Here is a 21,894-nt window from a genome sequence, read left to right as displayed (position 1 = left end):
CCCCTTTTTTTGTGTCCAACCCTTTGCAATTGCATTGCAATATCTTGACAGCATGAAGAAAATAATTGTGGTCTATGGCAATATGGGGAGTGGCAAATCCACTTTTTCAAAAAAGCTCAAAGAAGTACTTTCAAAGTTTGAGTATATCTGTCTGGATGATTTTCGCAGAAAGCTTAAAGATCAATACCTCGAACAAAACAACTTTGATTTTGAAAAAGAGGTAGCAAATCAAACAGCCAATGCGCTAAGTGCTGCCAATAATATTATCTATGAAGCTACTGGAGCCACTAGATTTTTTAGGGAAAAATACAGCGCATTTCTCAGGGAAAAGCAGGAAGTATTTACCGTCAAAATCCAGTGCAATGCTAAAACTTGCCTTGATCGCCACCTCAAAAGAAAAGCATCTGGCAGGGCACACATCATACCTCAGTTCAAGAATCAAAAAACAGATGCCGAAATGGTTGAATGGTTTGAAGCCAAAGCCAATTGGATCAAACCTGATTTGATACTCGATTCTGAGATGTATTCGGTAGAGCAGATGCTAACAATCTTTAAGTCCAGATATTTTGGTGATCCCGGCAAAGATGATGTCAAGAAATTACTCAAAGAATTCAATTATGATAAGGCTCTTGAATGGTTCAAGGCTCATGTGGAAGGAAAATTCTTTTTAAAAGAAATGCTGTCCTCATCCTCGGATGCTTTCAATGTGATGAAGCTCAAAAGAGAGCTTCAAAACCTTCTGCAGGAAGAAGTCCCTGTCCCTGTAAGTGCACCAGTTCCTTCTCTTAGTACACCACCTCGTAAGTTAAGTACACCAGCTGAGGAAGATTTAGAGGATAGAATCCAAGAAATCACGGCTGCATTGGATGAGCATTATGAAGATTTGGTCGCTGATCTTGAAACAAAAGTTGAGCAGGCGAAAGCACCCAAAATAGTAGAGGAGGCCTCATCAAGCCCGGAAGAATTAAAATTGGATACTGAATGGAAGCCTGTCTATAAAGAGGCTTATCACTACTTCACCTTACTGGATCCTGAAAAATCTCCAGAAGATTGCAAGAATCTGGCTTTCAAAATCCTTGACCTCATGGATGATGTAGAGAAGGTCTGGGCGCAAAAAGATTTTTTACAGAAGCACGGCCAGTTGCCAAACTATGATTTGGCTGGCCCTGATCAGATGACAGTAGAGCAGATGGCCACAAGGATCAGAACAATCAGGACTTACATATCAAAAGCCAAAAAAGGAATATTGAGTGATACCAAGATTCCCGAGTGGGAATCTGAAATGGCCGAATTGGAAAGGAGGGTCAAAGGATGAGTCTTTTTGATGTAAATGAAATCGGTACCAAGAAAATCAGCAATTACCTCAGTCCTTCCGGACTTAAGATGAGTGTCAAATCTCAAATGGTGATTGGGAAATCACTTAAACAGCTGGAACAGACAATCGGTGAAGTTGAACATGATATGATATACCAGTTCTGCACAGGGGGGCAGTGGTCAATGCATCAGATGTTGAATTACCTTTTGATCAGGACAGGACCTGCCAAGATTTGGCTCACTACCTGGACCATTACCGAGTTGCCCATGCGGGCATTACTCGGCATGATCAAGGAAGGATTGATTACTGAATTGAATGCTGTGTTGGACTATAGGATTGAAAAGCGAAAGCCAGAGGCTTTCCAACTTGCTTCCAATCTGATTACCCGGATTAAGCTTACCAAGTGCCATGCAAAGGTGCTGGTGATCCAAAATGATAATTGGAACATAGCAGTAGTGACCACTTCAAATTTTTCAAAAAATCCAAGGATTGAAGCAGGAGTGATTTTCACTGATCTGGCTTCCGCTGAATTTCATAAGAATTGGATTGATGGTGTGATTGATGGAAAGGAGGTATTCCGTGCTGGATGAGAAAACAGAACTCGAAATTCAAAAACTGGCAAGTACTTTCTTCTCCGAAGAAGAGATCATGGAGATTCTTGAAGTCAAGGAATTGACTTCTGATATGAAAAGAGCCATTCGCAAGTACAAGCTCAAATCAGAAGCAGATACCAGAGCAGCTGTATTTGAACAGGCATTGGCCGGATCTTCTCCAGCCCAAACACTTGCAATCAAAATAATAGAAGCTGATAAAAGAAAAGAATACTGATGGCAGCTAATACTGAAAATAATAATGTGTTGCAGGACAGATATCCTGAGCGAAAAGAAAAAGAACTCAGTCTCAGGACTGATGAGGAAAAGATCGTTCTGCACCTCCAAGGTAAATACCCAAATTCAAAACTGACTCCAGCACTTGAGGAGAAATTGAACAGGCTTAAAAGAGCATCTGAATTGATCTCCAAGTATGGTGGTGCAAAGAAAGTGATTCCTATACTTCAGGAGATTTATGGTATTTCCTTTTCAACTGCAAATAGGCTATACAAGGGGGCTCAAGATGCTTTCGGTGATATTACCCATTTCAATAGGCCATATCATGTAGATATCTATATCAATAAGATTTTAGAAGGCATAAATCTCGCAAAAGACTCTGGAGATTTTCGATCGTATGCTGCACTTCTGAAGGAATACAAGGAAGCCATCAAAGAATTTATGGGCACAAATGAAGATGAATTGTACCGTAGAATCGTCATTCCTCCATTTGTTGTAGGTTTCTTTCCTGAAGAATTAAAAACCAAACTTCCCCCTCAAGCTTCGCTTGACGCTAGGATTAAAAAGCTATTGGAGGAAAAAAGGAGTGATGAGATTGAGGATGCAATTGTATTAGATACCGAGGACGATGACGAAGACTAAGATTCACTATAACATTCCACAGCTGGAATATTCTCTCGTCAGGCCTCAGATTGGAACATGCATTTGGGGACGTGGTACCGGAAAGACTGAAGGTCCCGGATCAGAGTTCATAGTCCGAAATGCGATGGATATGCCAGGATCACTAGGTGGTATTGTTTCAATTACCTATGACAAGCTTTTGAATATGATAATTCCTGCCCTAAAGATTGGTTGGGAAAGAATGGGTTATAAGGAGAATGTTCACTATTGGATTAGAAAGGCACCGCCTGAACACCTGAATATTCCTAAAGCATACAGACAGCCTGATACCAATCAGCATATCATTAAATGGTTTAATGGTTCTGCTCAATTACTGATATCCATAGACCGTATACACATTGCCAATGGTGCTTCACTTGCTTATATCTATGCGGATGAAGTGAAGTTCTTCCCAAGAGAAAAATTCAAAGAGGTTTTACTTACGCTTAGGGGACAGGCGGCATTATATGGACATCTGTCCTGCTGTGAGTCTTTATTGATCACTACAGATCAACCAAGACCAGAAATGCCAGGTGATTGGGTTTTTGAATTGGAAAAAGACCACGATCCAGAGACTACATCAGTTATACTAGGTATTCAATATGAACTATCGCAATTATCGGAAGAGCTTAACAAAACAAAGAGCAAGAGGCGGCAGAAGGAGATTGCTAGACAAATCGACAGGTATCTAGACAATATGAATGAGTTAAGGCGTGGCCTTAACTTTGTAAGCCGTGCCAGCACCATTGATAATGTGCATGCACTGGGTATCAATGTAATTGAGAATTATAAAAAGACTTTGACTCCTTATGAGTTTGCCTTGTCTGTCCTCAATAAGAAGCAGAGCAAGGGTGAGAATGATTTCTATTATTTGCTCAGTGAGGATAAGCACGGCTACTATGCACCCAACATTGACTTTATAGATTCCTTAGATAACAAGGTGAGGGATACCGACAGCCGATGGGATGGTGATATCATCCTTGAGGCGCCAATAGATATTGCATGTGATTACAACTCTGCCATCAACTGGATGGTAATAGGGCAGGAGAAGGAAGAGAGTTATGATATCCTTAAGTCCATGTTTGTATTGAAACCAAAGAAGATCAAACACTTGGTGAATAAATTTGATAAATATTACGCAGACAAGAAAAGGTACAACAATACAATTAACTTTTATTACGACCATACTGCAATAGGCGAGAATGCCATCAGTGAGATATCCTTCTATGATGAATGGGTGAATAAGCTATCTGATAAAGGATGGAATGTCAATGCCATTTGGATAGGGAAGGCCTCGAACCATCGCGCGCGATACAAAATCTGGGAATGGGTTTTAGGGGGTGATGAAGGTTTAAAGCCCTTTAGGTTTAATGTGGCTAATAACCAAGAGCTAATGGTTTCAATGCATGCTACTAAAACCAAAAAAGATAAGTATGGGAACTTTGAGAAGGATAAAACATCTGAAATTAAAAAGTCTGTACCTCCTGAGTTCGCTACCCATGGGGGAGAGGCATGCGATACACTAATATGGGGAGTCTATAAGCCTAAGCTATCACAAGGAACTTCCACAATGTTAGCTGTAACAATGTAAAAAAATAAATCTCTGAATTTCATAGTTTAAACTAAATGTGCTTGTCACATACGGGTGCGGTGCGCCGTTGCAATTGCACTTTGCGGACAGGGTGCGTAGTTACCGCGGCGCGGGCCATCGGATTGGACTTTTTTGTAAAAAAGCCCAATCCGATGATTAAGAGAGGTTTATAAATATAAAGTTGAATTTAGGTGTGTCAAAAACCCCTATATCAAAGGAAAAACTACTCCTTCCCAAAGTGTATTGCTCAATAAGAGCTTCCTTTTTGGCTATCTCTCTTGTTTTTGTCAACTAAAAGAGCAAAATATTTTTTGTCCTACGCTCATTTATACCCAACTGCCATATTGAAGGCATGATATGGGACAAAACTATCGAATTGCGTAATGCTCTGAAGCTGATGGACAGGCTCAACCATAAAGGTGAAGCCATTCCATTTTCGATAGGTTTCTTCACTGCCAACCGCAGAAAAGATACCGGAGGAAAATTCATTGAGATAGATGGTGCAATCCTTTCCAAGCACAACAAAGCTCTTCCTCTTCACATGAGAAGAGTGGATGGTTTCGGCGGAAGTAAAAAACCTTCCCACTATGCCAATTCCACCAGAAATGTACAGTCACCAGATGGCAGTATTACCAAGGTCCATATCAGATTGATCAAAAAATTCAACGGACACAACATAATATGGTAGAGCCTAACATCAATCAGGACGCTTCAATAACCTACTTCGAAGGAGGGCCTGTACTATTTTCGTCTCCCGGTATCAACCATACGAAGCCTGTCAAGAAAAAACCTTCTGATGGAGAGGAAATGGAATCCCAGATCATCGCCGAATGGGGTGAAAACAATGACTTCCCCATTCAAGCCCGAAACGCAAAGGAAGGAAATCCAGATCTCGTCTCTGCCCTTGATTGGAGAGCTCGTGCACTCTATGCAGGTGGACTCAACTACATCCTGAGAGATCGACATACTAAAAAAGACCTCAGGGATGATCCCAAATTCAAAGAAATGGTCTTCGAAATTGACCAGTTCAAATTCCGAAACCGTCACTACCTCGCGCAGGCTTCAGTTGACTTCTATGACCTGAACAATGTCTTTGCCCAGATCATCATCAGCGAAGACAGGGAGAAGATCACCAGAATAGCAGCTGCCGAAGCCAAGAATTGCAGATATAAAAGAAGAAATTCAGCGGGTGACCTCACCCACGCCTTTATCCATCCCGACTGGGAAGAGTGGAGAAACACCGAAAAGGACGAGAAATTAACCAAACTCGAAGTCATCGACACCTTGAACTCTTTTCCGGAGGAATTGAAAGAGCAGGAAGGCGGTGCACTTAGGTATATCTATCCAGTCAACTACCCCACAGGTAAGAATTACTACCAACACCCATTCTGGTGGGCGGTCAAGCAATCAAAATGGCTTGACTTCACCAACATGATTCCGGAGGCCAAGGCCGCCATAGTCAGAAACATGGCCCGAATCCAATACCATATCGAAATGCCTGACTATTGGATGTCGGAGAGGTACAAGAACTGGGGCACGATGAAGGATGAAGAAAAGAAAAAGGCAATTGTCGCAGAGTTCAAAATCATCAATGATGTCCTGCATAAGCCTGAAAACCATGGCAAGTCTGTCTATACCATGTTCAAGACCTTCACACAGTCAGGAAAAGAATATGGCGGATGGAAGATCACTGCAGTAGATGACAAAATGAAAGACGGTGCTTTGCTCGCGGATTCCTCGGAAGGTGTCATGAAGATTCTTTCTGCCAACTCCATCGATCCTTCCCTGCATGGCATGATACCCGGTAAAGGAGGCTCCAACCGCTCAGGATCTGACAAGCGCGAAGCTCTCAATATCTACATGTCACTGACTCAGGTACACGAAGATATTGTACTCGATCCATGGCAATACGCTTCATGGTGGAACAAGTGGAATACCGAAGACCACGAATGCCTTTGGTACACCAATAAGCCCCACCTCCAGACCCTCAACCAAGTTTCACCTTCTCAGCGAGAAACAACCCTAGAGCAACATGCTGATTAATAACATAGCCGAACTCAGAGAACAGATCCCCGCATCTGTTACCCTTGATTTCAACGACATAAAGCCAAAAATCAGGCTGGTAGAGCGTGAAGTGATCCAAAGGATATTCTCTTCAGAGCTCTATGACGCCGTGATTGCTTCAGGTGCCAGCGGTGATTTTCTTAAGCTTCGTGAAATCTTAGCCGAAGCCGTGGCACACCTGGCTTTAGTCCAATACCTTCCTTTTGGTCAGGTACAGTTTGACTCTGGAGGAATCCGAATTGTCACCAACGAAAACATGAAAACTGCTTTCGAATGGCAGATAGACAAGCTGGAAGATGAATGTACAAAGCAAGGCTGGTCAGCTGTCGAAGCGGCACTTGAATTCATCGAGAATTCTGAAATTACTCAGCTGAGAGATATCTGGGAAGAAACGGACACCTACAAACTTGCCCAGGATTCCTTGATTAGCAACCTGCGCACTTTTGAAAAGTTTGTCAATCTCAATCACTCCCGCATCCTCTTCAACAAACTCCTGCCGGTACTCAGCGACCAACAGGAAGAAGTCATCAAGGAGGCGATTGGTAAACCGCTTTTCCTCAAGATCACCAAAGACCTTAACCCAGCATCCGACTTGCTGATCAAAACCCGAAAACTGGCATCCAAAGCCCTTGCCTTCAAAACCATGGCCGTGGGATTTATGGATACGCTGCTGATACTAACCGACAATGGACCACTGGTCATTGATGGCATGGTGTCGAGACAACCCAAAGCCAAGCGATCAGCACCTACGGACGTCGTCTTGATCATTGCCGAAAACTACAAAACAAGAGCAGCCGGAGCATTGAGAGAACTTGTAGAGTTCTGCCAGACCAATGCAGATGAACTTGTAGAATTCAAGGAATCCGGCAACTACATCGGCGACCCCGAAGCCGAACAGAACCATATTCCTAGACCTGACCCCGATTGGGGTGTTGCCTTCTTCTAATCATGTTCAATTACATCACTACCTACTTCGAAAAAATCTATGAATCAGCTCACAATTTTAAAGGGCTGTTGATCATATCACTGGTCAATATTTTGACATTTCAGGGCCTGATCTTATTTGTAGAGCAATACATATTTTCAGAATGGCACTTTGCATTGGCCTTTCTGATCATATTCTTCTTTGATACGCTCTCTGGTTCATACATCGCCTACCGTACCAATACCTTTTCAGGGCAAATATTCCGAGAAAAGCTTATGGACAAGATGATCGCTTACGGATCAATCATCATTTCTTTCTCGGTCATCACCAAAGTGATCGTCGATGGCTCTGAATTCAATGCCATACGATACTTCAACCTGCCTTTCTACTCTCTGTTTTCACTCGTAGAATTCCGGTCAATTGTACTCAAGTGGTACATATTCAAAAAATGGAAATGGCTCGGAAAGCTTCTAAAGTGGATCGATAAACGCAAAAAATTTGAAATAGACGATGAATTATAACCCACTCCATATCATCCAATCAAAAGTGGGTGTAACCCGCTCCGATTCCTTCAATGAAGATACTGCACGGGCAATCATGCATTACCTCCAGCTGAATCCATTAGAGGCAGCGCACTTCCTTGGACAGTGTCATCACGAAAGCGGTGGGTTCAGGGTATTTGAAGAAAACCTCAACTATTCATGGGAAAGATTGCTGCTCGTTTTTCCAAGGCATTTCCGTGTCCAGCTCTCCAAAGAGGAGACGGAAGGAAAAACGGATCAACAGATCAAAGACCTTACCCGCTTCCGTGAGATAGAACTCGCCCGCTCATACGACCGCAATCCGCAGAAGATCGCAAACCGTGTCTATGCCAACCGCATGGGCAATGGCAATGAAGCCAGTGGCGACGGATGGAAGCACCGTGGATTTGGACCCATCCAACTCACGGGCAAGGTCAACCAATCCGACTTCGCCAAATGGATCGGTGATCCCGAGATCATCAAAAATCCCTCTCTCATATCCACCAGGTATCCGCTCGACTCTGCTCATTATTTCTTTGAGAAAAACAAGCTCTACCACCTGTGCACGGATCTGTCCAACGACACCATCAACACCCTCACAAGAAGGATCAATGGAGGTACGCATGGCCTTGATGACCGTATCCGACAGACCAAAAGAATAGCAACATGGCTCAATCCAAAGACCTAGAAGATAAACTCCGCTCGAAGATCAATCAGGCCTCAAGAGATTCTCAAAAGAGCTACGGTGAAAAAGCTGCCAAAATCCATGAAGCCGTCGACAATGTCAAGTCTATAGGAAAAGCTTTGGATGGCCTTTTGAAAAAAGGAGCAGCACATTCCAAAAGCAAATATCTGTCCACCAAACCCAATAAAAAATGAACCTATTTGAAGTCGAAACCACAAAAGGAAAGGTATATGCCACTGGCAGAGATGAATTTGAAGCCCGTGACAAAGCCACAGCATACCTTAAGGAAAGATACTTCTCTGATGGAAGCGCAATGGTTACCAGTGTCAAGTTCTTTGCCGAAGCACAACCAAACCGAACACAAAACAAATTCATTCACTAACACCAAATCATCATGACACAACAGGAATTTGAGATTTTCGAAGAAATTGAAAAACTCACCGGAGTCACCTCCGACGAACCAAAAGAAAAGACCCGTGCGGGCCAGTTCCTTGACAAAGTGTTCGCACTTTTCAGAAAGCTATCCAAAGGAAAGCTTACCGAGACATTGCTTAGGATATTTCCAATCATCCTCGCCAGGGTAGGGAAGATCGAAAGCCAAGCTTCCGAGATTCAGAAAACGCTCGATGAAATCAAAAACATGAAGTAATGAAAAATCTATTTTACATTCTCCTCATGTCATTATTCATCTTTGCGGCAACATCCTGCAAAGATATTCTGACGACAGCCACCGATTGGTACCAGGCACCCTATCAGGATAAGGTCATCGAAATCAAAGATCCTGATCTTCTCATCAGGGCAGCCATGAAAATGCCCGAACTGGAATACATAGAATTAGAGCATGTCAAAGGCATAGTATTCAAGCCTGTGATGGACTTCACCTTTGGATCCGGAGACACGACCTTGGAACCTTCCAAGGATCCCGAAACCAAAAGGATCAAAATTCCCATAAGCTCTATTAAAATCTATGACATGCCAAAGCGATAAAATGCAGATGCATGGAGGAAATAGAAAGGATTGCAGAAGAATGTTCTCCTGCCTTGGACGATGTCCGTAGGCAGGAGAATTTCCTCCGTGATCGCCTCTCAAGGATTTTTCAGACGATGGAAAACAAAGGCATTACCTGGAACCAGCTACGCCAGGCAAAACCCAAACTATTCCAAAAGCTTTCCCTCATTCTCGACAATGTCAAGATCAGCAAGCCATGAACCAAATCCACATCTCAGAGAAAGTGACTTTCAGCCTTCCTTCCCGCATGGAAGAACTGACACCTTCCCAGCTGAAGAAAATGATGTGGGTATTGTCCATCAAAAAACTGCCCATTGACAAAGCCAAGCTCATTGTTCTGGTGCAATCGCTTTCACTTCCATTCTGGAAAAGAATCCGATTCCAGTTCTTTTACTTTTTCACGGCCAGCACCATAGAAAGAGCAGATATTCTCTACCAAACCCTTACTTTTCAGGATTTTCGCCGATTTACCAGCCAAAAGTTCAAAAAAATAAGGTCTTTATTTGTCCTATTGCACGGCCCTGACTCAGGACTTGCAAATGCCACCCTCTGGGAGTACATCAAAGCTGAAAAATACTACCTCAGATATTCATCTACCAACAAATCCGAATGGCTTGATCTCTTGGTGGCTACGCTCTACCGACCACAGCGAAAGAAGTACAGCAAGTTCGAACACGAAGACATCCGTGTTCCGCTCAATGATGCCGTAATCAAAAAATTTCTTCCCTATGTGGAGAAGATCGACCTGGAAACCAAACTTAGCATACTCGCTTGGTTTGACAACTGCCGTGAGCAGATCATCAAACACTTCCCGCTGATCTTTCCAAAAGCTCCTGCTCAGGAAAAAACCAACCCCCTGCAGCAGATCAAAAAGAAATCCACAGAACCCGACTGGATGCCGATGATATCCGAGCTCGCAGGATCCATGGACAATTATGACAAGATTGGCAATACCAATCTTTTCACAGCCTTCACGGATATTTCCCACAGAATCAAAAAGAACCAACAGGCCAAAATCGAAGCAGCACAAAACAAACGCCGTAAAAAATGATCACCTTCTCACAATACGAAAACTTCTTTGAGGATATCGCCAAAAAATACAAACCGATATCCCATTCCGATACCAAGGCCAGATTTGCCACAATGGACATTGATGATATTCTCAGCGCACAGCGTGGCACCTTGGACTTTGTGGATCCATGTATGATTCTGGAAAACTTCGAAGGCGAACTCGAATGGAAACATGACCGAGTATTGGATGAGACATACGGAGCATTCTACATCCTGCAACATATACCGCGAAACGATCCCGAGAAGAAGCGCACCATCATGACCAACACCAAAACCCATGCGGTCAAGATCGTCAGCAAGCTTCAAAAAATGAAAATCGACTTTCACAAAGGAGTCCCAAATATTCCTAAGATGATCCTGTACTTCGATTTCTCTCAGGTCAAGTATCAAAAAGTGTCCAATGTCTTTGCCGGTTGTCATGGATGGAGATTTGAATTCAACCTTGGACAGGAAGATCTCCTGAGCAAAACCTACGATCCCGACGATTGGCATCAAGAAGAGGAGGGAGGATGAATTTAGAAATCCACAAAATACTGACCCGATGGACTGAGCGTACTTCCTTTCTGATGAAGATGGAGCAAAAGCGCCTAGAAATTGGGGACACCAACGCCCTCAACCAATCCCAGGCCGAAAGGGTACTCCAAAAATCAGAAACCCTACTGGAATCAGAACTTGAATTTCTTGTTCGAGGCCGTATGGTGGATATGGGCGCAGGAAGAGGATCCAGAAAAATAGAAACACGAGATGGAAATGGAAGACTTGTACGAGGGAAAAACAAACCGAGAAAGCCCAAGAAATGGTATTCCCGCATCTACTGGGGAAGAATCAATGCGCTGCAGGGTGTCCTCGGCTTTAAGCTTATGGAATCTTCCATCCGATCCGTCAAAGACGTGCTCGAAGAGCGACCCGGCATGGGCACCATCGGAAGACCAAGGTTGTAAGCCAATGATGATAGAAAAATTTTCCTCCTGCGCCCGTGGAAGAATCGACGCTGAAGTCTGCACTACCTGTGGCCGCATCATTTCCCAAATGATCATCAGGTAGTTATATTACAAATTCCACTTATTTTTATACGTGATATTTGCATAAATAAGTATTAATCACTTACTTTCTTATCCATAAGCGATTGAGTTCTTTTTCAAATCGGCTCCGGAGGTCCGCACAGCCTTCGGAGCCAAAATGCACAGATAGCTCAGCAGGAAGAGCACCGGTCTCCAAAACCGGGTGTCGGTGGTTCGATCCCATCTCTGTGTGCAAAGGTTAACCTGTTCAATGAGAGTCGCCAGACTCAATCTAGCTAGAGAGCCCTCCCGATAAGCGGGAGGGCGATTTGAAATTCGAACCAACAGAGAGAAGGGTTGCCCGAAAGTTCCTGAGCTTGGAAGTTTAAATGGTTTCTTTCATGCTCGGGAATTTTCCGGAGTTCCGGCCGGAAGCTTTGGAATAGGGCAACCCAAAGATATAAATGGCGAAGAGATGCCAGTGGAGTCCAAGGGTGGAGATAGGCACCATTACAGACGATGAAGCGGCTAAACCTTCTAGCTCCCAATGTGGGATTGAAGCCGAATCTACACGACCAATAAGCCTGCCCCTTTTGAAATGGAAGGGGCTTTTTAAAAGCATTCCTACCCGGAGACACAAGGTCTCCCGTCCCGGGGATTTATCCAAGCCTGTAACCTTTCCTCGGGGCACTTTCATCCTTCATCCTTTCCTACATGTCCCTATTTCGCAAGATCCGCCGCTCCAAACCCAAAGCCATCAAGCCACTTGACGAAGCACTTGAAATCATCAAGTCCTTTCAAAAGCTCATTGAATTGCAAGCCATGCACTTCGACCGTGAAAAACGAGAGGTGTGGATTATCAAAGAAGCTTTTTGGGATGGAAAAGACGATAACTGGAAAGCAAACTTCTGCCAAAACCTCAAGATGTATATGGATATCCTCTGGGATGAAAACAAGCATGGTGTCAATCTCAATCCCATACATCTCTACGCGATAGATATCGACACCAAACAAAAAACTGAATATATCATCACCTACTTAGCAGAGAGCAAAGAGAGGAAGGTATTGACGGATCAAACTTAAAGCTATGAAGAAGATAATAGTATTACCTACATATTTGATAACCATGTTATTTATATGGATTTGGCCTAATACACATCCATTTGGTGAATCTCCTGTTTCTTTAAAAGATTGGGCTCAAAGTTCAACCAATCTTAACATAGCTTTTTCTGTTTACTTCTGGCTTCAGATCATTTGGATTATCTTATTCCTTAGACTCAAAACCTAATCAAATGACCGCTGAAATGAATAAAACCTTTGCCATCCAATTCCAATTCGATATCAAGACCATCCGCAAAGCGGTGTTTATGCTCACTGATGATATCATGAGTGATGAAGAAATCACTGCTAAGTTTTTTGATAGAGATCCCTTACTGGTCAAAGCTGAAGAGACCTTCTCACGTGACGACCTCAATAATTCAGCAATGGCCTTTGCAGGGCTGATCATCGCCGATGACCAGCCCAAAAAGGAAATAAAAAAGTCCAAGTTCCAGCAAAAGCTTGAAGAGGCAATGGAAAAGTCAAAGGCCAGTAAATCCTAAATCCCTCCCTCTATGATCTTCTCTTATATTCTTCTTGGTGTTCTACTTTATGCATTACTCAGTGCTTCTGTATACTTCTACTTCAGCGATTATAAAACAAAGGTCATACAGAATATCGAAGATTATCCCCCTACATGCTTTACTGAGGCGTTTCATGGCTACTACACAAAAGTCATATCAGAAGAAAAATGGGAAGAAATCAGCGAAGTACTGAAGATTCTGGACCATTTACATGAAGATGAAATCATCGATGAAATGTATAATTACCAGATTGAGGAAAAGCACGTTGTGGCTTTCGAAGGTATGTTTAACTTAAACCTTACACTTACCAGAGAATTTAGAGTGATCGGACGACAGCCTAACCCTTTTAAAAGTGAAAAAGGTTTCATTTAAATGTCTATATCCACACTACAGGTACTTTGAAGAGGGAAAATCATACCCACTTGATCTTCGTGATCCGATGACCGGTACGAGCGTTCAGGAATGGATTTGGCTGAACCCCCACCACTGGGAAGTGGATCATGGTCCTTTTCTTTTTGTAAAAGGAGGATGGGAACCACGGATTTTCAGAGTACGTGATTTGTCAGGAGACCTAATACAAGTGCAAAACCGCATGTACATTGAGTGGGGTGGTGCGATACAGTGTAGTGGTGAAGAATTCCTGGAACAGCTGATATCAGAATCCATACAGAGATTTGGAGAAGTCAAGGTGGGAGACATATTCTTGGACCAATGGGAAAAAGTGAACAAGATAGAAAAGTGGATCCCAGAGAAGTTCAAGTATAGCGCAGATATAGATATGTTTTATATCTATGGGATATGTGTCTATAGTCAGGGACAATGGAGAAAGAAAGTATCATGATTGATTCATTTTTTTTACTGGTTATCAGTTGTTTAAATAATTAAGACCAAAATAATCTGTAGAAATATGTAACCTAATATTTATTTTTTCAGTTTATAGGTTGTGGTCAAAAGTGGCCAAAAAAAATTCCTTTAGGGCCATTTAGTATAGGTTTGGGCATTTCTACTATACTTTTAATTATTTTCAATTATAATAACGAAGAAAGGAGGAATGATATGATAGAAGAAAACGATGTAATATTAAAAAGACTAGGTTTTTTCGGTAGTATTTTTTCGATAGCTGCATTTGTTGGGATAACTGGACCTGAGGAATACCCAACAAATTTTATTTCTCAAATCATTTAAATGGTAGGGTGCAAAACCCTAAGGTTCCACATTAAGAGCCCTGATTCGATCAGGGCTTTTTTTATTTACGATACCGAATATTTATAAAAAAATAGTATCGAACTAGCTAGTAAAATGCTAAAAGTTCAAGAATGGGATGCTGAAAGTTTAGTTATCGTATGCAAAAATTCTACGAATCGTTTACAAAAAGTCTACTAATCGTCTACAAAAAGTTTACAAATCGTATAATAAAATTTCTTGTTATATAAAAAAATACTATATTTCGCTTGTAAAAAAAGGGAGAAGGAAACCCTCACCCTTTTTCAATTGTAAAGCTAAATTGTTTTCTAATTCCAATTTTCAATGATTCATTTGATTTTCTTCAACAAAATCTTCCATGTTTCAATAAAAAATTGGAGTGTTGCATGAATTAAAATCAGCAACAGTTCATGTTTAAACATACTTTATACGTTTAAATTTGACAGATCAGAGCCTTGAAGTCCTTTCTAAAATACGAAATCGACTTCAAGGGCTCGATTTTGTATTACTTTTTGCATCTCCCGTAAAGATAATTTAACACTTCCTAGTTAATGTTATCTAATTGTTAAGTTTTAAAACTTATTTTTCTATTTACTTAACATTTATAAGCATTTAAACTCTATGATACGTTGACATTCAAGTTTCTCACTACTAGAAAAATGACTAAAAATACTATCTCCATAAAAGATGTTCACCAAACTTATCAAGCCAATGATAATGGCATTTGGTTTAGCGTCAGGGATCATTCACAGATGAAAGATTTTTTCTATAAAAAATTCGGAGCTCCAGAAATCTATTTGACAAAAAGATTTGAGGAACCAACAAACGACGACCTAATTCCTAATTTTGAATGGATTGGAACCGAAATTCATAGGCTGTAATTTACACCCCCCCCCCATTTTTTCAATCTTTCAATCATTTTTTCTTCAAGACCTTCGAGGTCAAAAAAGACCTCAAAGGTCCCCCCAATCTTAATTCTTAGATCATAAATCTACAATCCCCCCCTGTCCTACACCTCCCCCCACCACCTCAATATCTTAGTATCACAGACCCGGTCTTGTTTCTTGATTCTTGTCTCTTGATTCTTAAAAAGATATGCCTTCTCTCAAATCCCCTCTCCCTGCCATCCATCCCGTCAGAGATGTACTCAAAGTCATTTTCGAAACATCCGGCCTTCCCGCTGATCTTCCTGCCGAAATCGAATGTATCCTTGAAGTAGAGCGGACTTTTGGAGAGGCCGATTGGGAAGCGGTAGCCGAATATCTCAATCCCTTTGACCAGACCACAGAGGAAGCGGCCGTGGTCATCAACCGTGCCCTGATCGGGGCACTCAAAGCCACTCCTCCCCATCCTTCGGTATCGGGAGTACAGCCCATTGCCAACAGTATCCTGCAATACAGGTTACGGTACCGGTTGGTCATAGATGGCGAAGGCGCGGAATCCTACACCACCAGCAGCACGGCACTCGCCTGGCTTGCGGGATCCAGTTACCTGGACAATGGCATAGACCTGACGGGCAAAGCCTACCTCTTTCAGACCACCAAACCACTATCCAGACATTACAGTCAGAATGAAAAGATACTCCTGTCCATCCTGCCGCTGAGCACTGGCACAGCTACTTTGGCCGCTACGATCAACTTCACGGATGGCACCGATCAAGCCGGAAATGTAGCCCTCGGAGCACTCACGGCCAACCGTCCCGTGGCCATCTACTACGGGATTCCAGCGGTGGCCAAGACCATCGCCAATATCGAATTCACCATCACGGGACTCACGGGCACTGCCGAAAAATTAACCTATAAGTTAATTTCCCGACCTGCCAAAGCCCAGCTGATCTATGCCAACAGCCTCGGAGGCTTCGACACCTTGGCGCTCTTGGGCAAAAACGAATCCAACCACACCGATGACGGACAGGTATTCGAAGGACAGTTGCTGGATCCCACCGCCTTCGATGAAGGCAATTTTGAATCCTTCAACCAAAGCTCCTCTGATTCCTTTGTGCTCCGAAGCGGTTTTATGGGACTGAAGGAAAGAGAAGCCCTCAAAGACCTCACGCTCCGCAATCAGGCCTACCTGATGGACGCGCTTGATCTCCGTAAGCTGGTCATAGAAAATGCCTCCTACCAACTGGCCAAAGACCGTGATTTCTTCTATAGCCTGACCATTTCTGCCCGATTTGCACACATCAACCACGCCCTTAGCCGATCATGACCTGGAGATACCTCAAGCAACGCGGAACCGGCAATTATGTCACCACGCCAGAAATCCCCGAAAACGAGATTTTCGACCTTTGGTACTTTGACACGGTATCCAAGACGGTACAGCAAACGACCATAGTCGGTGGATCGGAATTTGAGATGGCACTCAACCAGCTTGTCTTTACGGACAGGTTCACGGGCGACCAGTGGTTTTATAATGGCCCTGATGTAGACCCGCCTTCTGTCACCTTTCTTCCCGACAACATCCCCCCTCTCGGACCTCCGACTTATTCCCTTATCCTTCAGGCCAGCCCTTCCAGTGGCGGCACGGTCGCCAACCTCACAGGTGGAGCTCCTTATGAGGTAGGAGATACAGTCAATATTCAGGCAACAGCCAACACAGGATGGAATTTTGTCAACTGGACGCGCAATGGTGACATTATATCCGAAAACAATTTCTTTACCTATACCATTCCTGCTGCCAGTTCGATTCTGGTCGCCAACTTTGAGCAGGAGACACCTCCGGAACCCGAACCTGAAGAGATAGAGACTTTCATCGCCGACAATGCCTATCCGCTTGAAATACGCATCAGAGGCGTGCAGATCTCCCTTCCCAACATCACGCAGAGATTGGTGACCAACCTCTTTTCAGCTGATTTCGAAGGTGAATATTCCTTCCCGGTGTCGATTACACTTTCGGAAAAAATAAGGCTCGCCCTCAAACTTCCGGATGATCCTGCCAGCAAGGGCGATTTTTCCAATGACATTCCTGCCGAACTCTGGGGACATGGCAACCGGCTCTACCGTGGTTTTCTCAATATCCTCACAGGTCAGGAAAATACCATCCGGGCGGTTTTTGTCTTTCAGTCCGGTTTCTTCATCGAACAGAACAAAACCAAAAAACTGGCAGAATGCTACGAAGAGGACGACATCATCGAACTGGACAGACCCAGCGTCGCTGTAGGTGGACATGAGATCCGCTTCAGTTATACCGACGTGAGACTTTCTGTGAATGGAATCGTCAGAATATGGTTCAAAGCTGAATTTGAAACGCATATCGAAATGCTAGAGGCCATGGCCGACTACCTCGAAGGCTTGGGATTCAACCTTCAGGTCACCATCCAGTATTCTGATGACCTGGAGGATGAACTGTCCAAGATCATCGCATGGGATACCACCACCCCCACTACGATGACCCTACAGCCTACAGACGCCAACAGCAGATTCACACGCGCCAGAAGACTGACCTCAAGACGGTTCGACATGGGCGCTTACAATGAATCTGACGAAGCCAACAGGATCGCTTTCCCGCAATTCTACAACCGTAACCTATACGATGACAGCAATCCCATTTTTGACGGCATAGTCAACAGGTACGATGAGCTGGGCAGGTTATACTATTCCAATATTTCCTACCAGACTTTCTCTGAATCCTTCCTCTGGGCCAATACCCTCATTCCCATGATCTACCTGACCGATATCGTCAGGACTGTTTTTGAACATCTCAAAATAGAAGTCACGGGAGAATTCTTTGAATCGGATCTCGTCAAAAAAATACTGGTGTACAACAACAGGACTTTGGACTATGTCCAGGTAAGCGAAAACGGTGTGGAAACCCGACGGACAGGCCTTAGGGTTCACATGGGCGACGCAGAGCCGGATCAGATCATATACCGCTACGAAAACGTGCATGATTTCAATATCAGGTTGCGTAACCATGTGCCGGACATGTCCATCACCGAGTTTCTGAAAGGCCTCAAAAACTGGCTCAACCTCAGGTATGATTTCAATATTTTGCAAAACAAAGTGGAAATCCGATTTGTCCGCTCCATATACCGCGCTCCCGAGATCCTAGACCTCAGCAAACATGCCGGCAGGGTATATGAGATCGAATACGGCAAAGAAAACGGAATCGGCTTCACCTACGCCAATCCCGATCCCATCATGCAGGACGGCAATATCGGCGAGCTGCCCACGCCTCAGTACACGGTCAATAATTACATGGCCATGTTGGTATTGGATGCGGAGATAGACGAGATATGCTTTGTCCGCAGTCTCAAGGCTTACTTCCGTCTCACGCCCAACAATGAGGAAGAGCCTTCATGGAAGATACGTGCCTTTGTGCAGCAGGATGATGATACGGAAAAAAGGGTTGCTTGGGAATGCGGAGCCGTGCCCATGGTCGACGGCTATTTCAACAACCGGAAAATGCCGTCCATAGAAATGACCGCCTGGCAACCCGAGATCAACCTGTTCAACCGTGAGACAGGACTTCGCCTGACCGCATTCTACGGAGCACAGCCCGACAGCAATGACTATCCCTATGCATTCGCCTCATCGACCCGCTACAATGCCAAGGAACTGGCCACTCCGGATCAGTACGACCTAGACCTGAGAGGCCCCGATATCTATCCTTATTGGAGATATACCGAAAGCACACTCAAAGGCGGAAAGCTGCTCGGCTGCACCCTCAAACTCAATGAATCCATGCTCAGAAGGCTGTCCAGCACTTCCAAGATCCGAATCGTTAATATTGATTACCTGATCAAGGAAAATGAAGTGACCAACACCTTTGAGGAATTTGCACTCGCCAAAGCCAAACTATACAAGATTAAGATATGAGCAATGCCCGCTTTTCTGATGAACTTCACAGGCTCCTTCCAGGAGAGCAGTACAAGCGTATCCGTGCGGCTATATTATTGGCGAGAAACAATTCCACAGGCTTTGCCCGATCCATCCGCAACCAGATCGACCAGGACAACCGCCCGAGAAACGGCTTGCTCAATGCAGGTACACTTGACATCACCAGTGCCACCACCGCGGAACTGGATGAATACGCCTGGGTAATAGAATTCGAGATATTCCAGCCCGGATTCACGGAAGTAGCCATCGAAGCCCCACATCCTGACGTCACCCGACCGGATGTTTTCTTGGGTTACTTCGAAGAGGTAGGAGGCGAGAATGTAGCCAAGATTATCTATGTTCCGGGCATAGTGGATGACGAAGGAAACAGCCTTTTCCCCAATATTCCCGATGGACATATCCTCTTGGCCACGGTCAACAGGAATCCTGACGGCAGCAACGATGTAGATCCGGGCGCTCCCGATCTCTCCGACTTCATCTCCAAGTCAGCCACATCCGAGCAATCCATAGAATCAGATTTTAGGGTCAAAAAGCAAGCCTCACAGGAAGGCATTCCCCTCCCCGCAGTATTTGATGTCAATGGCCGTGTAAGGTCTTGGAGAAAAGACCGCCTTAACGTCTACAACTCTGTTGGAGTCAACAATCAATGGAATCAGATATGCCAGGTAACCAAATCAGTCTCCGGACAGGTTCGGTTTTCATTCCTGTACATGGCCACCAACTCAGCAGATGAGATCGTCTATGTTGAATGTTTTTGTTATGTCAATATCAATAGCTCCGGAAATCTGGTAGGATACTCATTCAACTATGATGGACAGCTTCAGAATGCAGAGATCAAAGCAGTAGACGCAGCGGAGAATGTCGGGATTTTCATCCGAACCAACCGATCCCAGAATCGACACTGGGTACCGATTATAGCCAATGTAGCCAGCCGGATCACTTACAATCACTTGCCTCCAGATTTAGAGGCTTTGCCTGATGGTGATCAGTATGAGTTTGAGGAATTAAAAGTGGGATTGGAACTGGATGAGGATATTGTTGATGGGCTTGAGGCTGCTGACAGTCCATCAGGTTCAAATCCATTTGCTACGATTGCTGATTTGATTCCAGGTGAGGCTGGGGAAAATGCATGGAATCCGATAATCGCAAATCTAGTAGATGGGGAAAGGGTAGTTCAACAAGTTCTAGATTGGTTTGGTGGTTCGGGACCAAAGCCAACCACTGGGTTGTATATAGGCTCTACTGGATATGTGACTGATATAGCGGAAGCTACCAACATTAGAGGTGCGGAAGGTCCCAGTGGTGGTTCTGGGGGTGGAATTAATTTGACAGAAAAAACAATCATTTCAACGGTTGGAAGATTGGATAATTTAGAAACGCCTACAGATGTTTTGATCATTACTGCCAGTACAGATATTACCGGTTTTTTACCAACAATAAGTGAATTTTTAAGGGTTATTGTTTCGAATGGCACATTTTGCACATTTAGAGGAAATAGTACTTTTTCAAGTGCAAACAACAGAATTATTGGACTGAACGGAAATGGAAGGGTTTTGAGTGGTTACTACATTGATTTCATGTATGACAAAAATCAAAACAGATGGGTTATGCAAGGTTTTCAGATAATAAAAGCAGGAGGGCAAGCTGGTACTACTGGGTCAAACACGTTTGCAGGAGGTGCAAATTCTACGACAGCACCTATTATTGAATTTATTAATTTACAGGGTTTAAGTAGATTTGAGTTTAGAGGAAATGGTATGATGATTTCTAGTAATATGCCCACTACGAATCCTCTAATTGCTGGAGCACTTTGGAATGATGGAGGTATTGTAAAAATTTCAGCGGGATAATTATGGAACTACAGATTCAAATATCAGGCAGTAGAGCAGGTGAAAAAAGAATTGTCATTTGGGAGGGAATCAACTCGATGACCAATCAAGGTAAGTTTGCCAACATAGTTTGGATAGTCAGGCACCTTGACAGTGAAGATAATCTTATTGATGACCCTGACATAAATCAGGATAGAAGAGTAATCACCCCAATTTCTGATAATAATCTAGTCACTCAGCAAGGTGTTCTTATTGTTCCCGAAAACTTCGAAAACGATGAAGACTACCAATCTGCTTTGGAAAGCGGAATTCCAGAATATACCTTTTGGATGACTGCGATTCAATCTACTCCATTGCCTGCGATCATCATGCAGGCTGCACAAATATTAGATTCATATAACAGATTTGACAAAGCTTAAAACTTACAATCATAAAAAAATCAATCTTAAAAAACAGCTTTTGGTATTTGGAAAGCCAGCTATTGATGATCAAGGAAATCCAATATTCCTTAATGATACTATCGCATCTGCATTGTGTCAGATCAATTCCGGCAATGCAGCAAAAAATATGTCAATAGCTCTGAGGCTACATGACAAAGGTGAGGTTGAATTGGATGAAAGCGATTTGGAATTTTTCAAGTCCTCAATCAAAAAAATCAATAACCTTACTGACCTTGTAATATATGAGGTGGAAAAAGAAATTGAAGCTCAGATTAAGTAGAAATGAGTCTA

General features: G+C 43.4%; 30 protein-coding genes, 1 tRNA gene and 1 pseudogene. 30 read left to right on the top strand and 2 right to left on the bottom strand.

What is annotated here, in order from left to right:
* Positions 1-52: 52 nt before the first annotated feature.
* The 19 genes from CLW00_RS01215 (at position 53) to CLW00_RS01125 (ending at position 11,921) form a co-directional block, all read left to right on the top strand.
* On the top strand, positions 53-1,315 hold the full coding sequence (locus CLW00_RS01215) for a P-loop nucleotide/nucleoside kinase family protein (RefSeq protein ID WP_106131820.1): 1,263 nt from the start codon (positions 53-55) through the stop codon (positions 1,313-1,315).
* Complete coding sequence (locus tag CLW00_RS01210; RefSeq protein ID WP_106131819.1) at positions 1,312-1,905, top strand: phospholipase D-like domain-containing protein; 594 nt, start codon at positions 1,312-1,314, stop codon at positions 1,903-1,905. Before CLW00_RS01215 ends, CLW00_RS01210 begins: the two co-directional genes overlap by 4 nt.
* Positions 1,877-2,143 carry a hypothetical protein gene (locus tag CLW00_RS01205; protein WP_106131818.1) on the top strand — a complete coding sequence of 89 codons (267 nt, stop codon included), beginning with the start codon at positions 1,877-1,879 and terminating at the stop codon, positions 2,141-2,143. The genes CLW00_RS01210 and CLW00_RS01205 overlap by 29 nt, the downstream gene beginning before the upstream one ends.
* A complete protein-coding gene (locus CLW00_RS01200; RefSeq protein WP_106131817.1) occupies positions 2,143-2,784 on the top strand; it encodes a hypothetical protein in 642 nt (213 codons plus the stop codon). The genes CLW00_RS01205 and CLW00_RS01200 overlap by 1 nt, the downstream gene beginning before the upstream one ends.
* The gene (locus tag CLW00_RS01195; protein WP_106131816.1) at positions 2,771-4,393 is read left to right on the top strand and encodes a hypothetical protein; all 1,623 of its coding nucleotides are present in this window, start codon (positions 2,771-2,773) and stop codon (positions 4,391-4,393) included. The genes CLW00_RS01200 and CLW00_RS01195 overlap by 14 nt, the downstream gene beginning before the upstream one ends.
* A gap of 352 nt (positions 4,394-4,745) precedes the next feature.
* On the top strand, positions 4,746-5,081 hold the full coding sequence (locus CLW00_RS01190) for a hypothetical protein (protein WP_106131815.1): 336 nt from the start codon (positions 4,746-4,748) through the stop codon (positions 5,079-5,081).
* Positions 5,075-6,436, top strand: a complete 1,362-nt coding sequence (locus CLW00_RS01185) for a hypothetical protein (protein WP_106131814.1) — start codon at positions 5,075-5,077, stop codon at positions 6,434-6,436. The genes CLW00_RS01190 and CLW00_RS01185 overlap by 7 nt, the downstream gene beginning before the upstream one ends.
* Complete coding sequence (locus tag CLW00_RS01180; protein ID WP_106131813.1) at positions 6,426-7,403, top strand: DUF6712 family protein; 978 nt, start codon at positions 6,426-6,428, stop codon at positions 7,401-7,403. Before CLW00_RS01185 ends, CLW00_RS01180 begins: the two co-directional genes overlap by 11 nt.
* A 2-nt stretch (positions 7,404-7,405) precedes the next feature.
* Positions 7,406-7,903, top strand: a complete 498-nt coding sequence (locus tag CLW00_RS01175; protein WP_106131812.1) for a hypothetical protein — start codon at positions 7,406-7,408, stop codon at positions 7,901-7,903.
* Complete coding sequence (locus tag CLW00_RS01170) at positions 7,893-8,591, top strand: glycoside hydrolase family 19 protein (RefSeq protein WP_211300130.1); 699 nt, start codon at positions 7,893-7,895, stop codon at positions 8,589-8,591. The genes CLW00_RS01175 and CLW00_RS01170 overlap by 11 nt, the downstream gene beginning before the upstream one ends.
* Positions 8,570-8,782: a hypothetical protein gene (locus CLW00_RS01165; RefSeq protein ID WP_106131811.1), complete on the top strand. Its 213-nt coding sequence runs from the start codon at positions 8,570-8,572 to the stop codon at positions 8,780-8,782. Before CLW00_RS01170 ends, CLW00_RS01165 begins: the two co-directional genes overlap by 22 nt.
* On the top strand, positions 8,779-8,970 hold the full coding sequence (locus CLW00_RS01160; protein WP_106131810.1) for a hypothetical protein: 192 nt from the start codon (positions 8,779-8,781) through the stop codon (positions 8,968-8,970). Before CLW00_RS01165 ends, CLW00_RS01160 begins: the two co-directional genes overlap by 4 nt.
* A gap of 12 nt (positions 8,971-8,982) precedes the next feature.
* Complete coding sequence (locus tag CLW00_RS01155; protein WP_106131809.1) at positions 8,983-9,237, top strand: hypothetical protein; 255 nt, start codon at positions 8,983-8,985, stop codon at positions 9,235-9,237.
* Positions 9,237-9,575, top strand: a complete 339-nt coding sequence (locus tag CLW00_RS01150; protein WP_146131355.1) for a hypothetical protein — start codon at positions 9,237-9,239, stop codon at positions 9,573-9,575. The genes CLW00_RS01155 and CLW00_RS01150 overlap by 1 nt, the downstream gene beginning before the upstream one ends.
* 11 nt (positions 9,576-9,586) lie before the next feature.
* Positions 9,587-9,796 (top strand): hypothetical protein, encoded by a 210-nt coding sequence (locus CLW00_RS01145; RefSeq protein ID WP_106131807.1) that lies wholly within the window; start codon positions 9,587-9,589, stop codon positions 9,794-9,796.
* On the top strand, positions 9,793-10,647 hold the full coding sequence (locus CLW00_RS01140) for a hypothetical protein (RefSeq protein WP_106131806.1): 855 nt from the start codon (positions 9,793-9,795) through the stop codon (positions 10,645-10,647). The genes CLW00_RS01145 and CLW00_RS01140 overlap by 4 nt, the downstream gene beginning before the upstream one ends.
* On the top strand, positions 10,644-11,180 hold the full coding sequence (locus tag CLW00_RS01135) for a hypothetical protein (RefSeq protein ID WP_106131805.1): 537 nt from the start codon (positions 10,644-10,646) through the stop codon (positions 11,178-11,180). The genes CLW00_RS01140 and CLW00_RS01135 overlap by 4 nt, the downstream gene beginning before the upstream one ends.
* Complete coding sequence (locus CLW00_RS01130; RefSeq protein ID WP_106131804.1) at positions 11,177-11,608, top strand: hypothetical protein; 432 nt, start codon at positions 11,177-11,179, stop codon at positions 11,606-11,608. The genes CLW00_RS01135 and CLW00_RS01130 overlap by 4 nt, the downstream gene beginning before the upstream one ends.
* Positions 11,609-11,848: 240 nt before the next feature.
* Positions 11,849-11,921: transfer RNA gene (locus CLW00_RS01125), tRNA-Trp, on the top strand.
* A 132-nt stretch (positions 11,922-12,053) separates the two neighbouring features.
* Here the strand turns inward: CLW00_RS01125 and CLW00_RS01120 are convergent.
* Positions 12,054-12,365, bottom strand: a complete 312-nt coding sequence (locus CLW00_RS01120) for a hypothetical protein (protein ID WP_106131803.1) — start codon at positions 12,363-12,365, stop codon at positions 12,054-12,056.
* Between the two features lie 17 nt (positions 12,366-12,382).
* On the opposite strand from CLW00_RS01120, the gene CLW00_RS01115 reads away from it, so the two are divergent.
* The 7 genes and pseudogenes from CLW00_RS01115 to CLW00_RS21830 all read left to right on the top strand — a co-directional run.
* The gene (locus CLW00_RS01115; protein ID WP_106131802.1) at positions 12,383-12,751 is read left to right on the top strand and encodes a hypothetical protein; all 369 of its coding nucleotides are present in this window, start codon (positions 12,383-12,385) and stop codon (positions 12,749-12,751) included.
* A 221-nt stretch (positions 12,752-12,972) separates the two neighbouring features.
* Entirely contained in the window at positions 12,973-13,269 is a 297-nt protein-coding gene (locus tag CLW00_RS01110) for a hypothetical protein (protein ID WP_170073154.1), read from the top strand.
* A gap of 12 nt (positions 13,270-13,281) precedes the next feature.
* On the top strand, positions 13,282-13,662 hold the full coding sequence (locus tag CLW00_RS01105; RefSeq protein WP_106131800.1) for a hypothetical protein: 381 nt from the start codon (positions 13,282-13,284) through the stop codon (positions 13,660-13,662).
* Positions 13,643-14,131, top strand: coding sequence for a hypothetical protein (locus CLW00_RS01100; RefSeq protein WP_106131799.1), 489 nt, complete (start codon positions 13,643-13,645; stop codon positions 14,129-14,131). Before CLW00_RS01105 ends, CLW00_RS01100 begins: the two co-directional genes overlap by 20 nt.
* A 1,021-nt stretch (positions 14,132-15,152) precedes the next feature.
* Positions 15,153-15,374 carry a hypothetical protein gene (locus tag CLW00_RS21310; RefSeq protein WP_106131797.1) on the top strand — a complete coding sequence of 74 codons (222 nt, stop codon included), beginning with the start codon at positions 15,153-15,155 and terminating at the stop codon, positions 15,372-15,374.
* 214 nt (positions 15,375-15,588) lie between these two features.
* Entirely contained in the window at positions 15,589-16,704 is a 1,116-nt protein-coding gene (locus CLW00_RS01085; protein ID WP_106131796.1) for a hypothetical protein, read from the top strand.
* Positions 16,701-17,195, top strand: a pseudogene (locus CLW00_RS21830) (InlB B-repeat-containing protein); the annotation flags it as partial. The gene CLW00_RS01085 and the pseudogene CLW00_RS21830, both read left to right, overlap by 4 nt.
* A gap of 144 nt (positions 17,196-17,339) precedes the next feature.
* Here CLW00_RS21830 and CLW00_RS21230 read toward each other — a convergent pair.
* Positions 17,340-17,663, bottom strand: a complete 324-nt coding sequence (locus tag CLW00_RS21230) for a hypothetical protein (RefSeq protein ID WP_146131353.1) — start codon at positions 17,661-17,663, stop codon at positions 17,340-17,342.
* Between the two features lie 24 nt (positions 17,664-17,687).
* On the opposite strand from CLW00_RS21230, the gene CLW00_RS21225 reads away from it, so the two are divergent.
* Genes CLW00_RS21225 through CLW00_RS01065 form a run of 4 tightly spaced genes read left to right on the top strand, consistent with a single transcriptional unit; the run spans position 17,688 to position 21,883 of the window.
* Positions 17,688-19,313 (top strand): hypothetical protein, encoded by a 1,626-nt coding sequence (locus tag CLW00_RS21225; RefSeq protein WP_146131352.1) that lies wholly within the window; start codon positions 17,688-17,690, stop codon positions 19,311-19,313.
* Positions 19,310-21,184, top strand: coding sequence for a hypothetical protein (locus CLW00_RS01075; protein WP_106131794.1), 1,875 nt, complete (start codon positions 19,310-19,312; stop codon positions 21,182-21,184). The genes CLW00_RS21225 and CLW00_RS01075 overlap by 4 nt, the downstream gene beginning before the upstream one ends.
* 2 nt (positions 21,185-21,186) lie before the next feature.
* A complete protein-coding gene (locus CLW00_RS01070) occupies positions 21,187-21,582 on the top strand; it encodes a hypothetical protein (RefSeq protein WP_106131793.1) in 396 nt (131 codons plus the stop codon).
* The gene (locus CLW00_RS01065; RefSeq protein WP_106131792.1) at positions 21,569-21,883 is read left to right on the top strand and encodes a hypothetical protein; all 315 of its coding nucleotides are present in this window, start codon (positions 21,569-21,571) and stop codon (positions 21,881-21,883) included. The genes CLW00_RS01070 and CLW00_RS01065 overlap by 14 nt, the downstream gene beginning before the upstream one ends.
* Positions 21,884-21,894 lie beyond the last annotated feature (11 nt).

It is taken from the genome of Mongoliibacter ruber, assembly GCF_003003005.1.
GTDB classification, from domain to species: domain Bacteria; phylum Bacteroidota; class Bacteroidia; order Cytophagales; family Cyclobacteriaceae; genus Mongoliibacter; species Mongoliibacter ruber.
Note: the sequence above shows the minus strand (reverse complement) of the source record. Positions and strands in the feature narration are given on the sequence as shown.

What these genes read in the sequence shown, in the direction of transcription:
- CLW00_RS01215 (WP_106131820.1), top strand. Translation starts at nt 53, where the DNA reads ATGAAGAAAATAATTGTGGTCTATGGCAATATGGGGAGTGGCAAATCC.
- CLW00_RS01210 (WP_106131819.1), top strand. Translation starts at nt 1,312, where the DNA reads ATGAGTCTTTTTGATGTAAATGAAATCGGTACCAAGAAAATCAGCAAT.
- CLW00_RS01205 (WP_106131818.1), top strand. Translation starts at nt 1,877, where the DNA reads ATGGAAAGGAGGTATTCCGTGCTGGATGAGAAAACAGAACTCGAAATT.
- CLW00_RS01200 (WP_106131817.1), top strand. Translation starts at nt 2,143, where the DNA reads ATGGCAGCTAATACTGAAAATAATAATGTGTTGCAGGACAGATATCCT.
- CLW00_RS01195 (WP_106131816.1), top strand. Translation starts at nt 2,771, where the DNA reads ATGACGAAGACTAAGATTCACTATAACATTCCACAGCTGGAATATTCT.
- CLW00_RS01190 (WP_106131815.1), top strand. Translation starts at nt 4,746, where the DNA reads ATGATATGGGACAAAACTATCGAATTGCGTAATGCTCTGAAGCTGATG.
- CLW00_RS01185 (WP_106131814.1), top strand. Translation starts at nt 5,075, where the DNA reads ATGGTAGAGCCTAACATCAATCAGGACGCTTCAATAACCTACTTCGAA.
- CLW00_RS01180 (WP_106131813.1), top strand. Translation starts at nt 6,426, where the DNA reads ATGCTGATTAATAACATAGCCGAACTCAGAGAACAGATCCCCGCATCT.
- CLW00_RS01175 (WP_106131812.1), top strand. Translation starts at nt 7,406, where the DNA reads ATGTTCAATTACATCACTACCTACTTCGAAAAAATCTATGAATCAGCT.
- CLW00_RS01170 (WP_211300130.1), top strand. Translation starts at nt 7,893, where the DNA reads ATGAATTATAACCCACTCCATATCATCCAATCAAAAGTGGGTGTAACC.
- CLW00_RS01165 (WP_106131811.1), top strand. Translation starts at nt 8,570, where the DNA reads ATGGCTCAATCCAAAGACCTAGAAGATAAACTCCGCTCGAAGATCAAT.
- CLW00_RS01160 (WP_106131810.1), top strand. Translation starts at nt 8,779, where the DNA reads ATGAACCTATTTGAAGTCGAAACCACAAAAGGAAAGGTATATGCCACT.
- CLW00_RS01155 (WP_106131809.1), top strand. Translation starts at nt 8,983, where the DNA reads ATGACACAACAGGAATTTGAGATTTTCGAAGAAATTGAAAAACTCACC.
- CLW00_RS01150 (WP_146131355.1), top strand. Translation starts at nt 9,237, where the DNA reads ATGAAAAATCTATTTTACATTCTCCTCATGTCATTATTCATCTTTGCG.
- CLW00_RS01145 (WP_106131807.1), top strand. Translation starts at nt 9,587, where the DNA reads ATGGAGGAAATAGAAAGGATTGCAGAAGAATGTTCTCCTGCCTTGGAC.
- CLW00_RS01140 (WP_106131806.1), top strand. Translation starts at nt 9,793, where the DNA reads ATGAACCAAATCCACATCTCAGAGAAAGTGACTTTCAGCCTTCCTTCC.
- CLW00_RS01135 (WP_106131805.1), top strand. Translation starts at nt 10,644, where the DNA reads ATGATCACCTTCTCACAATACGAAAACTTCTTTGAGGATATCGCCAAA.
- CLW00_RS01130 (WP_106131804.1), top strand. Translation starts at nt 11,177, where the DNA reads ATGAATTTAGAAATCCACAAAATACTGACCCGATGGACTGAGCGTACT.
- CLW00_RS01120 (WP_106131803.1), bottom strand. Translation starts at nt 12,365, where the DNA reads ATGAAAGTGCCCCGAGGAAAGGTTACAGGCTTGGATAAATCCCCGGGA.
- CLW00_RS01115 (WP_106131802.1), top strand. Translation starts at nt 12,383, where the DNA reads ATGTCCCTATTTCGCAAGATCCGCCGCTCCAAACCCAAAGCCATCAAG.
- CLW00_RS01110 (WP_170073154.1), top strand. Translation starts at nt 12,973, where the DNA reads ATGAATAAAACCTTTGCCATCCAATTCCAATTCGATATCAAGACCATC.
- CLW00_RS01105 (WP_106131800.1), top strand. Translation starts at nt 13,282, where the DNA reads ATGATCTTCTCTTATATTCTTCTTGGTGTTCTACTTTATGCATTACTC.
- CLW00_RS21310 (WP_106131797.1), top strand. Translation starts at nt 15,153, where the DNA reads ATGACTAAAAATACTATCTCCATAAAAGATGTTCACCAAACTTATCAA.
- CLW00_RS01085 (WP_106131796.1), top strand. Translation starts at nt 15,589, where the DNA reads ATGCCTTCTCTCAAATCCCCTCTCCCTGCCATCCATCCCGTCAGAGAT.
- CLW00_RS21230 (WP_146131353.1), bottom strand. Translation starts at nt 17,663, where the DNA reads ATGTCCACCTACAGCGACGCTGGGTCTGTCCAGTTCGATGATGTCGTC.
- CLW00_RS01075 (WP_106131794.1), top strand. Translation starts at nt 19,310, where the DNA reads ATGAGCAATGCCCGCTTTTCTGATGAACTTCACAGGCTCCTTCCAGGA.
- CLW00_RS01070 (WP_106131793.1), top strand. Translation starts at nt 21,187, where the DNA reads ATGGAACTACAGATTCAAATATCAGGCAGTAGAGCAGGTGAAAAAAGA.